We start from the raw sequence: 12,319 nt of genomic DNA, 5'->3' as shown, positions 1-12,319 counted from the left end.
TCAGCGCCGTCCGGCGAGGACCAGCGCGAAGCGGTCGTCCGGATCGGTCCACACGTGTCCGGTGGCGAAGCCTGCGGCCGCGAGTTCGGCGTCCAGGCCCGCGACCCGGAACTTCGCGGAGATCTCGGTGCGTATCTGTTCGCCGCGGCCGAGGTGCACGGTGAGGCCGAGGTCGGCGACCGTGACGGTCATGTCCTCGCGGGCCTCCAGCCGCATCTCGATCCACTCGCGCTCCGCGTCCCAGATCGCAATGTGCCGGAACTCGTCCGGCGCGAAGTCGGCGCGCAGACGAGCGTTCAGCACGTGCAGAACGTTGCGGTTGAACTCGGCGGTGACGCCCGCCGCGTCATCGTAGGCGGGGACGAGCACCGCCGGGTCGGTGACCAGTCCCGCCCCGAGCAGCAGTTGCTCACCGGGCTCGAGCACGTCGTGGATCCGGGCGAGGAATTCGGCGCGTTCCTCGGGGACGAGGTTGCCGATGGTGCCGCCGAGGAAAGCGATCATCCGGCGGCCGCCGCGCGGGAGGTTGTCCAGGGTGTCGGTGAAGTCGCTGACCACGCCGTGCACGGCGAGACCAGGGAACTCGGCCGCGACCTCGTCGGCCGCCGCCCGCAGCGCCGTGGACGAGACATCCTGCGGCACATACTTCTTCAGCGGTCCGCGCGCACCGAGCGCGGTGAGCAGCAGGCGGGTCTTGGCTGCCGACCCCGCGCCCAGTTCGACCAGCACCTCGGTCTGGGCGGCGTCGGCGATCTCGCCGACCACCTGCTCGAGCAGCGCGCGCTCGGTGCGCGTCGGGTAGTACTCGGGCAGCTCGGTGATCCGCTCGAAGAGCTCGCTGCCCCTGGCGTCGTAGAACCATTTGGGCGGCAACCACTTCGGGTCCGCGGTCAGGCCGAGGCGGGCGTCCGAGCGGAGCGCCGCGTCGAGGTCGTCGTCGGTGAGGTGGATGTCCAGCGTGGCTGCGGTCATGGCACGGCCTTTCGGGTCACAGGAGGGCGTCGACGGACAGCGCGCCGGGCCTGGCGCTCACCAGGCTGCGGTCCGGGATCGGCCGCCAGCGGGGGTCGTCGTCGAAGGGTTCGGAGGACACGAGCGCGAAATCGTCGGTGACCAGCACCGACAGCGAGTGGTGGCAGGTGGTCGCCCACAACTGCGCGCCATCGGAGAGCAGGAGATTCAGGCGTGCTTCCGGGGCCCGGTCGAGGATCGCGGAGACGAGCAGCCGCAGCGCCGCCGGAGCCGCCGACCATTCGCCGTCCGGTGAGCTGGTCGCCAGCAGATCGCACAGCAGCACCCACAACGTGGCCGCGTCGGTGGCCGACTCGGCCTCCAGCAGCCGCGCCGGGGTGAACAGGTCTTCGGCGCCGAGTTCGGCCGCGATCAAGGCGAACTCGGCGGCCACGCCGGTCAGGGTGCGCCGCCAGTCGGGCACCACGCCGTTGTGGCTGAACGCCCAGCGGTCGCGGGTGAACGGCGCGCACGCGGACCGCTCGACGGGCATGCCCACCGTCGCCGACCGCACCGCCCCGAGCACCGCGACCGACTCCAACTGCGGGAGCACCTCCTCCACGGCCGGGTCGGTCCAGATCGGCGCCGCGTTGCGGTAACGGCTGACGGTCACCGTGTCGTCCACTCCGACGTGCCACCAGGCGACGCCGAAACCGTCGGCGTTGATGGTGCCGCCGTGGCGCATATCGCGCGGCGCCCACGCCTGGGTACGCAGCGAATGAGAGCCGAGGGTCAACATGCCGCCTACCCGCACCGGAGGGCCGACGTAACCCAGGTGTCTACACATCCGCACCCGCCGGGGCCGCCGTCGCCGGACCGCGACCACACTTCCGCCCGGCCGGACGGGCGTGGCTCACTCCCCTTCTCCAGGGCGCAGATCCCGCGCCAAGCGGAACCCGGCGAAGATCTGACGGCGGATGGGGTGGTCCCAGTTGCGGAAAGTGCTGCGGCAGGCCACCGGATCGGTGCCGAAGGAGCCGCCGCGCAGCACGCGGTAGTCACCGCCGAAGAACACCTCGGAATACTCCCGATACGGGAACGCGCGGAATCCCGGATACGGCTCGAAACCCGAAGCGGTCCATTCCCATACGTCGCCGATCAGCTGGTGCACGCCCGCGGGAGACGCGCCGGCCGGATACGCGCCGACTTCGGCGGGTTCCAGATGGCGCTGCCCGAGGTTCGCGGTGGAGGCGTCGGGATCGGCGTCGCCCCAGGGGAAACGGCGCGAGACACCGGTAGCGGGATCGAACCTCGCCGCCTTCTCCCATTCCGCTTCGGTAGGCAGGCGCTTACCCGCCCAGTTGGCGTAGGCCTCGGCCTCGAACCAGCACACGTGCACGACCGGCTGGTGCGGCCGCAGCGGCGTCATCACCCCGAACACCCGTCGCCACCAGCGCCCGGACGGGTCGCGCTCCCAGAACTGCGGCGCGACCAGACCCGCCTCGACGCGATGCGCCCAGCCGCGTTCGGACCAGAGCTCGGGCCGCTCGTAGCCGCCGTCGTCGACGAAGGCCAGATACTGCTCGTTGGTCACCGGCGCCGCGTCGATCGCGAAACCCGGCACCCGGACGCGGTGGGCAGGGCGCTCGTTGTCCAGCGCCCACGCCTCGGTGGAGGTGCCCATGGTGAACTCGCCCGCGGGGATGACGACTTCCCCGGTGACCGTCGCCGGCGCGGCCGGTGCGGCCGCCGAGGAGAGCACGGCGGCGCCGGCGCGCAACTGGTGGGTGGCCAGCATCGTCTCGTCGTGCTGCTGCTCGTGCTGGGCGATCATGCCGAAGGCGAACCCGTCGTCGACCAAGGGACGCCCCCGTAGCTCGCTGCGCTCCAGCACATCCCAGACCTTGTCGCGCACGGTGCCGACGTACGCGCGAGCCTGGCCGGGATCGAGCAGCGGCAGGCCGGGCCGGTTGGCGCGGGCGTGTTTGAAGGCGTCGTAGAGCTCATCGATGTCGGAGCGCACCGGGTCGCGTCCGCCGACGTCGCGTACGAGCCAGAGTTCCTCCTGGTTGCCGATGTGCGCGAGATCCCAGACCAGCGGGCTCATCAGTCGCGAATGCTGGGCCACCAGTTCTGCCTCGTCGACGCAGTCGGTGAGGGTGTGGGTGCGCTGCCGGGCGCGCGTGAGCACCTCGGCGATCCGGTCGCGCAGCTGCTCGGTGCCGGAGTGGTCGGTGGATGCGGGATGGGAAGTGGTCACGGGAAACGTCTCCGAGATTCGTGCTGATCGGCGTCGGTGCGGCCGCGGCTGCCTGCGATTCGGCGCGCGCAGGTCCGGTCGGGCTGGGCGCTGTAGGGAAAGTGCGGCTGGTTGCTGGTCACGGGGCAGCCTCCGGCGGCGCCGGGTCGGGGCCGTGCTCGGTGTCGCCGTCGGTCGGGATGCGGCCGTGGCGACATCGTTCGGCGGCGGATTCCACGGCACGTGCCGCGTCGTCGGTCGCGGTGTGCTCGGCCGCCAGGCGCAGCAGGGCTACCGCGGCGGCTCGGATGTCCGGATCGGCCAATCCGTAGCGGGCGGCATCGACCCAGCGGGCGGCCAGGGGCGCGGCGATCGAAGTCGCCTCCGCGACCACCGACGGGCTGGACATGAGCGCGTCGATCACGTGCACCGGGACGGTCCACCCGTCACCCGGCTGGGCGTCGAGGTAGCGGATCTCCAGGTGGCCCGAGGCGCGCACCGGCGGGAACAGCGTGGTCAAGTGATAGTCGAGGTCGCCGATGCCCGGGCGGCGGCCGACCTCGTCGTCCAACGCGCCGGACAGCCAGTCGGCGAAGGTCGCACCGGGCGGCGCGGACCATCCCTCGCCGTCGCCGCGTTCGGCGGCCCCGTCGGGTCGGCGCACGCACAGCAGCGGCACGTCCAGCGCCCATCTGCCGTACGCGGCGATCGGGTCGGACCAATCCAGCACCGGCGGGCGGGTGCGCGCGTTGTCCAGCCGCAGCCAGGTCCGCATCCGCTGGGACGCCCAGCCGCCGGGCGGCGCGCCACGCAGGACGGGTGAACAGGCGAAGGCGGCCAGCAGCGCCGGGCCGACGGCGTACAGGGCGGTCCAGCGCGCGGTGACCTCCGCGCGGTCGGCGCCCGCGTCGACGCTGACCTGGGTGGCCGCGGTGTTGCACATCATCAGCTTGCCGAACGGACCGATGCCGCCGAAGGAGCGTTCCATCGCGCGGTAGCGCGGGAGCTGGAGCAAGCGTTTGGGACGACGGTCCGCGTCCGCGGCGACGGAAACCATGCGGATGGACCGGGATTCGAGAAGTTCCCGCAACAAGCGGGCATCGTCGCGCAGGCGATCACACAACTGCGCGGCAGCGCCGTAGGGAGCGCTGGAGAGTTCGATCTGACCGCCGGGTTCGAGAGTGACCCGGCTGCCCCCCGGCAGTGCGAGTGCCGGCGAATCGGGGGCGATGGACCGTGGTGCGTACGGTCCGAGGGCGTCCGCGAAGGCGGACAGCTGGGGGCGCGGAGCCGCGGAAGGACCGGCCGCCGAACACTCACCCTGCACCGTGAGCCATTCGAGTTCGGCGCCGATCAGCGTTGGTGGTCCGAGTTTGAAGCACACCCCGCCGATGTATGCCTCCGCCGCCGCGCGGGAGGACAGTTCTCCCTGCTCGGTGGCACAACCGGCCGACTCAGGACTCTCGAGCGTGACCGCCATGCCAACCTCCAGTGGGCTCCGGGACGTAGTCCGCTGCTCTTCGGTTATCGCCATTCTGCGCGGTGGTATTCCACTCCCCCGCCGGAATTCGCGTATGGCGACCCATCCAGCGTAGCCACGCGGACCGACAAGAAATCGACACGCAGCCGAACAATCCACCCGATAAGGTCGGCTCCATGCTGGACGACGATCGCGTACGAGCCGACACTCCCGGATGCGTGGACGGGCCCGGCCCCGGCCCCGTCTTCCTCGACAGCGCCGGATCCTCGCTGCCGCCGCGGGTCGTCACCGAGACCGTGATCGAGCATCTGCGGCGGGAGGCGGAGATCGGCGGCTATCGCGCCGCGAACGAGCGGCTCGACGATCTCGCCGACGTCAAGACCGCGATCGGCGCGCTGATCAACGCCGAACCCGAGAGCATCGCGCTCAGCGACAGCGCCACGCGTTCGTGGGCGGACTTCTTCTACTCGGTCCCGCTCGCCGCGGGCGACCGCGTCCTGGTCTCCGAGGCGGACTACGCCAGCAATGCCATCGCCGCCCTGCAGCGCGCCCGCGCCACCGGCGCCACGGTGGAGAAGATCCCCAGCGACGGCAGCGGGCAGATCGACCTCGACGCGCTGGCGGCGCTGGTGGACGAACGGGTCAAGCTGGTCTCGGTGCTGCACGCGCCGACCAACGGTGGGTTGGTGAACCCGGCCGCCGAGGCCACCCGGATCGCGCACTCGGTCGGCGCGCTGGTGCTGCTGGACGCCTGCCAGTCCGCCGGACAGTTGCCCCTGGACGTGGCCGATCTCGGCGTGGACGCTTTGTCGGCTACCGGTCGCAAGTGGTTGCGTGGCCCGCGCGGCACCGGCTTTCTCTACCTGCGGCCGGAATTGGCGCGCTCGATGGAACCCGCACGGCTCGATCTGCACAGCGCGGAATGGACCGGACCGCAGGACTACCGGCTCGCGCCCGGCGCGAGCCGCTTCGAGTTCTGGGAGTGCGACGTCGCGGCCCGGCTCGGCTTGGGCGCGGCCGTGCGATACCTGCTGGAACTGGGCCCGGAGGACGTCTACGCCGCGATCGCGGCCCGCGCCGAGCACCTGCGCAAGGCGCTGCCGGAGATCCCCGGCGTGACCGTGCGCGACCTCGGCATCCGGCACAGCGGCATCGTGTCGTTCACCGTCGACGGCGTCGACTCCGTCGCGGTGCGCGACCGGCTGCTGGCGCAGGACATCACGGTCACGGTCAGTCACGCCGGTTCGACCCTGCTGGACATGACCGGCCGCGGCCTCGCCTCGGTCGTACGCGCCTCGCCGCACTGCTTCGTCGGTTTCGACGAACTCGATCGTTTCGTCGCCGCGGTGGCGGCCCTGCGAGCCTGAACCGCCGGGGACCGCCCCGGAACAGTCAGGCCAAGTGCACCGCGAGCGCCCTGGCCACCAGCGCGTCCGCGTCGGCGCCCGGACCGACCAGGCGCAGGCTGCGATTGGCCTGCGCCGTGGCGATGCCGTGCAGGTTGGTCCACAGGGCGACAGCGCGGTCGCGCGGATCGATCGTGTCCGAGGCCGCCGCCGCGCCGACCAGCTCGGCGAACCGCGCGAACAGCGGCAGGCTGACCGACCGCAGATTCTCGCCGGAACCTTCGAGCAGGTCGTGCCGGAACATCAGGGTGAACATCTCCGGACGCCGCACGGCGAACTCGAGGTATTCGGCGCTCATCCGCGTCAGACGGTCACGTGCCGACTCGGCCTCCACCGCCGCGAACCGGTCTTCCAGGTCGGCGAACCCGCGCGCGGCGATGGCGGCGAGCAGTGCGCGGTGCGTCGGGAAGTATCGCCGCGGCGCGCCGTGGGAGACGCCGGCCGCCCGGGTGATCGCGCGCAGACCAAGATGCGCGGCCCCCACCTCTTCGAGCAGGTCGACGCCCACGTCGACCAGTCGATCCCGCAACGACTCGCTCCCAGTCATGTGGACATTGTCTACGCCTGGCCGGGCCGCGGGCACACCCGGGCGTAGACACTGTCTACAAGATCGGGTAGACAATGTCTACACACTCGGCTCCCGGAGGTCTTCATGTGGTACGCACTGTTCAAGTACGTCTTGCTCGGCCCACTGCTGCGGCTGCTCGGCAGACCCGAGGTCGTTGGGCTGGAGCACATTCCGCGAACCGGGCCGGTGATCATCGCGGCCAACCACCTCGCCGTGATCGACTCGCTGTACCTGGCGCTGGTGGTGCCCCGGCACGTCACGTTCCTCGCGAAACAGGAGTACTTCACCGGAGAAGGCGTGCGCGGACGATTCAACCGCTGGTTCTACTCGGTGTCCGGACAGGTGCCCGTCGATCGGACCGGCGGGGACGCGGCCGCCGCGGCGTTGGCCGCGGCCACCCGCATCCTGGCGGACGGCGGGGTCTGGGCGATCCACCCCGAAGGCACCCGTTCACCGGACGGGCGGATCTATCGCGGCCGCACCGGCGCCGTGCGGGTCGCCATGGCCACCGGCGCGCCTGTGGTTCCGGTGACGCTCTCCGGCACCGACCGAGTGAACCCGCGCGGCAGCCGCCTGCTGCGTTTCGCCAAAGTGCGCATCGAGTTCGCCGCCCCTCGCCGCTACCCACCCGCCGAGCAACGTCACCTGGTGCGCGCCGCGACCGACGAGCTGATGCGCGAACTCGCCGCACGATCGGGCCGGTGCTACGTCGATCGCTACGCCGCGACCTTTCCGGCCGTCATTTCACGCCTCTGACCTGCGCCCCTGGAAATGGGGTTAACGCTGGGCCACTATGGCGTGATAGTTGGGGGAGGCCGGATCCCGGCAACGGTTGGTGAAGAGGAGTTGGGACTTTGAGCAGGTTCACCGACGAGATGTACGCAACCGCACAGACCTCCGAACGCGGACTGGTGACCGGCGAGCCGGGCGCCCCGCTGCGCCGCACCTGGGCCGAAATCCACCGGCTCGCCCGGCGCATGGCGGGCGGGCTGGCCGAAGCGGGCATCGGGCACGGCGACGCGGTGGGCGTGCTCGCGGGCATGCCCGCCGACATCGCCCCGGCCTGCCAGGCCGTCTGGATGCGCGGCGCGTCGATCACCATGCTGCACCAGCCCACTCCGCGCACCGATCTGGTGGTGTGGGCGCGGGACACCGAGACCGTGCTGACCATGATCGAAGCGCGCGCGGTCGTGCTGGGCGCTCCGTTCGAGGCGGCCGAACCGCTGCTGCGCGAACGCGGCATCACCGTGGTGCGCATCGACCAGCTGCCCGACGGCCCCGACGTCGACCCGGTGCCCACCGTCGAGGGCGATATCGCGTTGCAGCAGTTGACCTCCGGTTCGACCGGATCGCCCAAGGCGGTGCGGATCACGCACGAGAACTTCTACGTCAACGCCTACGCCATGTTCGACCGGGTGAAATTCCAGCTCGACGACGACGTGATGGTCAGCTGGCTGCCCCTGTTCCACGACATGGGCATGGTCGGGTTCCTCAGCGTCCCCATGCAATTCGGCGCGGAAGTGGTGTGCGTGACGCCGCTGGACTTCCTCACCAGGCCGCTGCTGTGGGCCGAGCTGATCAGCAAGTACCGTGGAACCGTCACCGCCGCGCCGAATTTCGCCTATTCACTGCTGGCCCGGCGGCTGCGCCAGGCCGACGACGGCGCGTTCGACCTCAGCAGCGTGCGCTACATGTGGAACGGCGCCGAACCGGTGGATCCGGACACCATGGACGCCTTGGCCGAGGCGGGCAAACGCTTCGGGCTCAACCCGATGGCCCTCACCCCGGTCTACGGCATGGCCGAGACCACGCTGGCCGTGTCGATTCCCGACCCCGGGCACGGACAGGTGGTCGACGTGATCGACGCCGACCTGCTGGAGGCGATCGGCAAGGCGGTGCCCGTGCCGGAGGAGCACGGCCAGCCCGCCAACATCCGCAGGTTGCCCACGCTCGGCTATCTGGTCGACCACCTGGAGGGCCGGATCGTCGACAGCGAGCGTCAACCGCTGCCCGCCCGCTCGGTGGGCGTGATCGAACTGCGCGGCCCGGCGGTCACGTCCGGCTACGTGACGGTGGACGGATTCCAATCGGCCCAGGACGCCGATGGCTGGCTGGACACCGGCGACATCGGCTACTTCACCGACGAGGGGCTGATCGTGGTGTGCGGCCGGATCAAAGACGTGATCATCATGGGTGGCCGCAACATCTACCCCACCGACATCGAGCGCGCGGCGACGCGGGTGCGCGGCGTCCGGCCCGGCAACGCGGTGGCGGTGCGCCTCGACGCGGGTCATCAGCGGGAGAGTTTCGCCGTGGTGGTGGAGAGCGGCAGCCACCAGGACCCCAACGAGGTCAAGCGGATCGAGCGCGAGATCGTGCACTCGGTGTTCGCGGAGGTCGGCGCCCGCCCGCGCACCGTCACCGTCCTCGGCCCCGGCGCACTGCCGAAGACCTCCTCCGGGAAACTGCGCAGGGCCGCGACCGCGATGCATCTGCCCCGCGGCTGACCGCCCGGCGCCTCGCGTCCTGAATGAGTTTGCCGCTCAGTGCAATTGGTTCTGCGCGGTCTCCAGACCCACGCGCAGCAGCAGTTCCACCGCGTCGGCGGCCTGCTCGACGATCACCGGGACCTCTTTGCGCTCCGGCGCGGAGAACGGCTTCAGCACGTAGTCGGCCGGATCCTGGCGGCCCGGCGGGCGACCGATGCCGATCCGGGTGCGCAGGTAGTCCTTGGTGGTCAGGGCGGAGGACACGGAGCGAAGACCGTTGTGCCCGCCCTCGCCGCCGCCGCGCTTGAGCCGGATCGCGCCGAACGGCAGGTCGAGCTCGTCGTGCACGACGATCACCTCGGCCGGCGGCACGGAGAAGAACTTCGCCAGCGCGGCCACCGGCCGCCCGGACAGGTTCATGAACGATCGCGGCTTGGCGATCAGCACCTGGCGCCCGTCCAGCCGCGCCTGCAGCAGGTCGGCGCCGGATTTCTTGTGCACACCGAAACGGCCGCCGACGCGCTCCGCGAGCACGTCGGCGACCAGGAAACCGACATTGTGCCGGGTGCGCTCGTATTCGGGACCGGGGTTGCCCAGTCCCACCACCAGCGCGGGCCCGGCAGACGATTCGGTACTACTCAGCGCTCTCGCCCTCGGCCTCGGCAGCACCCTCACCCTCGACGGGCTCGGCGGCCGGGGCGGCGATCACGTTGACGATCAGGGTCTCCGCGTCGGCGGCCAGGTCGACGCCCTCGGGCAGCTGCAGCGCGCCCGCGGTGATCTGGGTGCCCGCCTCGACACCTTCGACGGAGACCTCGATGGCCTCCGGCAGCTTCAGCGCGTCGGCCTCGACGGAGACGGTGGTGGCCTCCTGGGTGACCAGGGTGCCGGGGGCGGCGTCGCCGGTGACGGTGACGTTCACGTCGGCGGTGACCTTCTCGCCGCGCTTGATGATCAGCAGGTCGGCGTGCTCGATGTAGCGGCGGATCGGGTGCACCACGACGGACTTGGTCAGGGCGAGCTGCTTCTTGCCGTCGATGACCAGGTTCAGCACCGCGTTGGTGCCGTGCTCGCGCAGGATGGCGGCGAAGGCCTGGGCGTTCACCGAGAGATGCTGCGGGTCGGCCTGGTGGCCGTACAGCACGGCCGGGACGTTGCCCGCACGACGGGTGCGGCGGGCAGCGCCCTTGCCGAACTCGGTGCGTACGGATGCTTCGAGAAGGTTGACGTCGGACATGACTGGATCTACTCCTACGGCTCTTCCGGGCTGTCAGTTACACGTCAGGGGTTCCGCACACCTGACGGGAGGGTCTATTCGTCGGGGCGAAGACCGAACGAGGACGGCCGGAAGCCGCGCCGCGTCGATCACGGTGTCGCAAAACTGGTCTGCGGACACCCTCGCCGAGACAACCCGAACACCATACCCCAGCGCCGGGGCCGTCTTGGAATCGGGTGGTCACCGGCGGTTCGGCTCGCGCTCGCGCGCGTCGCGTACGCTGGCGTGGTTGCCCGATCGGTCGTCTGCGAAAGGTTGTCTTGCGTTGAGCGCCTCCCCTGAGGGTGTTGTCGCGCCCGCATCCCGCGGGTTGCCCGCCGAGGTAGCCCGCCGGCGCACGTTCGCGGTGATCTCCCATCCCGACGCGGGCAAGTCCACGCTCACCGAGGCGCTGGCCCTGCACGCGCGGATGATCTCCGAGGCGGGCGCGATCCACGGCAAGGCCGGGCGCAAGTCCACGGTCTCGGACTGGATGGAGATGGAGAAGGCGCGCGGCATCTCGGTCAGCTCGACCGCGCTGCAGTTCAACTACCGCGCCGCGGGCTCGGACGTGGACAGCGTCATCAACCTGGTCGACACCCCCGGGCACTCCGACTTCTCCGAGGACACCTACCGGGTACTCACGGCCGTCGACGCGGCGGTGATGCTGATCGACGCGGCCAAGGGCTTGGAGCCGCAGACTCTGAAGTTGTTCCAGGTCTGCCGCCACCGGGGCATCCCGGTGATCACCGTGATCAACAAGTGGGACCGGCCGGGCCGGGCGCCCCTGGAACTGCTCGACGAGATCAACGAGCGGATCGGCCTCACCCCCACTCCGCTGTTCCTCCCGGTCGGCATCGCGGGAGACTTCCGTGGTCTGCTGCGCCGCGGCCCGGACGGCGCGCCGCTGGAATACATCCACTTCACCCGCACCGCGGGCGGAGCGACCATCGCGCCGGAGGAGTCGCTCACCCCCGAGGCCGCCGAGGCGCGCGAAGGCGAGCCGTGGACCACGGCCGCGGAGGAGAGCGAGTTGCTCTCGGCCACCGGCCAGGACCACGACCAGGAGTTGTTCCTCGCCGGGCAGACCTCACCGGTCATCTACGCCTCCGCGATGCTGAACTTCGGCGTACGGCAGCTGCTGGAGACCCTGGTGGCGCTCGCGCCCGCCCCGGGGCCGCGGCCCGACATCGAGGGCAAGCCGCGCGAGACCGGCGACCCGTTCAGCGCGGTGGTGTTCAAGGTGCAGGCGGGCATGGACGCCGCCCACCGCGACCGCCTCGCGTTCATGCGGATCGTGTCCGGCGAGTTCGAACGCGGCATGGTGGTCACCCACGCGCAGACCGGGCGGCCGTTCGCCACGAAGTACGCCCTGACCGTGTTCGGCCGCGAGCGCGCCACCGTCGACACCGCATACCCGGGCGACGTGGTGGGCCTGGTGAACGCGACGGCGCTGGCTCCGGGACACACGCTGTTCGTGGACAAGAAGGTCGAGTTCCCGCCGATCCCGTCGTTCGCGCCGGAACATTTCGCCGTGCTGCGGGCCCGCACCGCGGGCAAATACAAGCAGTTCCGCAAGGCCGTGGATCAGCTCGACTCCGAGGGCGTCGTGCAGGTGCTGCGCAACGACATCCGCGGCGACGCCTCGCCGGTCCTGGCGGCCGTCGGCCCGATGCAGTTCGAAGTGGTGACCGCGCGCATGCTCACGGAGTTCAACGTGGAGACCACGATGGAGCACCTCGGTTACACGCTGGCCCGGCGCACCGACGCCGCGTCGGCGGAGGAACTCGGGCGGCAGCGCGGGGTGGAGGTCTTCACCCGCTCAGACGGTGCGCTGCTCGCGCTGTTCAGCGACAAGTGGCGGCTGCAATACATCGAGAAGGAGCACCCGGCGCTCACCTTGGAGCCCCTGGTGGCCACCGCCGACTGAG

The 12,319-nt window shown here is 70.7% G+C and carries 11 protein-coding genes; 4 read left to right on the top strand and 7 right to left on the bottom strand.

Going from position 1 to position 12,319, the window contains the following annotated elements; translation table 11 throughout:
• From egtD to egtA, 4 genes are all read right to left on the bottom strand, one after another.
• A complete protein-coding gene (gene egtD, locus ABZ552_RS09155) occupies positions 1-972 on the bottom strand; it encodes an L-histidine N(alpha)-methyltransferase (RefSeq protein WP_357436319.1) in 972 nt (323 codons plus the stop codon).
• A gap of 16 nt (positions 973-988) precedes the next feature.
• Positions 989-1,798, bottom strand: coding sequence for an ergothioneine biosynthesis protein EgtC (gene egtC / locus ABZ552_RS09150; protein WP_357436317.1), 810 nt, complete (start codon positions 1,796-1,798; stop codon positions 989-991).
• A gap of 66 nt (positions 1,799-1,864) precedes the next feature.
• Positions 1,865-3,211 (bottom strand): ergothioneine biosynthesis protein EgtB, encoded by a 1,347-nt coding sequence (egtB, locus tag ABZ552_RS09145; RefSeq protein ID WP_357436315.1) that lies wholly within the window; start codon positions 3,209-3,211, stop codon positions 1,865-1,867.
• Positions 3,212-3,329: 118 nt separating this feature from the next.
• On the bottom strand, positions 3,330-4,670 hold the full coding sequence (egtA, locus tag ABZ552_RS09140; RefSeq protein WP_281917269.1) for an ergothioneine biosynthesis glutamate--cysteine ligase EgtA: 1,341 nt from the start codon (positions 4,668-4,670) through the stop codon (positions 3,330-3,332).
• 176 nt (positions 4,671-4,846) lie between these two features.
• Between egtA and ABZ552_RS09135 the strand changes: the two genes are divergently transcribed.
• Positions 4,847-6,037, top strand: coding sequence for an aminotransferase class V-fold PLP-dependent enzyme (locus ABZ552_RS09135; RefSeq protein ID WP_357436313.1), 1,191 nt, complete (start codon positions 4,847-4,849; stop codon positions 6,035-6,037).
• A gap of 25 nt (positions 6,038-6,062) precedes the next feature.
• Here the strand turns inward: ABZ552_RS09135 and ABZ552_RS09130 are convergent, their stop codons facing one another.
• Complete coding sequence (locus ABZ552_RS09130) at positions 6,063-6,623, bottom strand: TetR-like C-terminal domain-containing protein (protein ID WP_281917267.1); 561 nt, start codon at positions 6,621-6,623, stop codon at positions 6,063-6,065.
• A gap of 105 nt (positions 6,624-6,728) precedes the next feature.
• Here ABZ552_RS09130 and ABZ552_RS09125 point away from each other — a divergent pair, with 105 nt between their 5' ends.
• On the top strand, positions 6,729-7,400 hold the full coding sequence (locus tag ABZ552_RS09125; protein WP_281877570.1) for a lysophospholipid acyltransferase family protein: 672 nt from the start codon (positions 6,729-6,731) through the stop codon (positions 7,398-7,400).
• Between the two features lie 98 nt (positions 7,401-7,498).
• Complete coding sequence (locus tag ABZ552_RS09120; protein ID WP_281877568.1) at positions 7,499-9,151, top strand: fatty acyl-AMP ligase; 1,653 nt, start codon at positions 7,499-7,501, stop codon at positions 9,149-9,151.
• A 36-nt stretch (positions 9,152-9,187) separates the two neighbouring features.
• Here the strand turns inward: ABZ552_RS09120 and pth are convergent, their stop codons facing one another.
• Positions 9,188-9,739, bottom strand: a complete 552-nt coding sequence (pth, locus tag ABZ552_RS09115) for an aminoacyl-tRNA hydrolase (protein ID WP_281877566.1) — start codon at positions 9,737-9,739, stop codon at positions 9,188-9,190.
• Between the two features lie 28 nt (positions 9,740-9,767).
• Positions 9,768-10,370, bottom strand: a complete 603-nt coding sequence (locus ABZ552_RS09110) for a 50S ribosomal protein L25/general stress protein Ctc (protein ID WP_195086043.1) — start codon at positions 10,368-10,370, stop codon at positions 9,768-9,770.
• A gap of 304 nt (positions 10,371-10,674) precedes the next feature.
• On the opposite strand from ABZ552_RS09110, the gene ABZ552_RS09105 reads away from it, so the two are divergent.
• Complete coding sequence (locus tag ABZ552_RS09105; RefSeq protein ID WP_281877565.1) at positions 10,675-12,318, top strand: peptide chain release factor 3; 1,644 nt, start codon at positions 10,675-10,677, stop codon at positions 12,316-12,318.
• The last annotated feature ends 1 nt before the right edge of the window (position 12,319 follow it).

It is taken from the genome of Nocardia sp. NPDC019219 (genome assembly GCF_040632645.1).
GTDB classification, from domain to species: domain Bacteria; phylum Actinomycetota; class Actinomycetes; order Mycobacteriales; family Mycobacteriaceae; genus Nocardia; species Nocardia sputorum.
Note: the sequence above shows the minus strand (reverse complement) of the source record. Positions and strands in the feature narration are given on the sequence as shown.